Below are 378 nucleotides of genomic sequence, written 5' to 3'. Positions count from 1 at the left end.
CAAATCCACCACCATTTAACAATAAGTGTCTTTTTATTCTATTTAATAATGACATCAATAATATCAAAATATGAAGAAAATTCTATAAAAATAAGATGACTGAGTCAGCCCCTTTTGATTATTTCTTTATAGCATTCTATTATGTCATATTCTTTTAATTCTTTGACATGTTCATTTATATTAATATAATCAATAATAACATCTGAATCAAAGAAAAATAAAATTTCTCCAGAAGATATTTTTACTGCATCATTAGTTGCAGANNCCTTTCCCCTTCTTTCTTTTGATATAACCAATGTTATATTTTTATATTTATTTTTTAGTTCAATTAATTTATTTAAAAAATCACTCTTCTGGAGAGTCTATTGATATTATTAT

Annotated in this window: 1 protein-coding gene; it reads right to left on the bottom strand. The window is 22.9% G+C overall.

All coding sequences use genetic code 11. From position 1 onward, the window contains the following. Positions 1-104: 104 nt before the first annotated feature. On the bottom strand, positions 105-329 hold the full coding sequence (locus LUA84_RS03220; protein ID WP_256443610.1) for a glycosyltransferase family 2 protein: 225 nt from the start codon (positions 327-329) through the stop codon (positions 105-107). Positions 330-378: the final 49 nt, after the last annotated feature.

This window comes from Candidatus Nanopusillus massiliensis (genome assembly GCF_920984865.1).
This window is presented reverse-complemented; position numbering and strand designations above follow the sequence as displayed.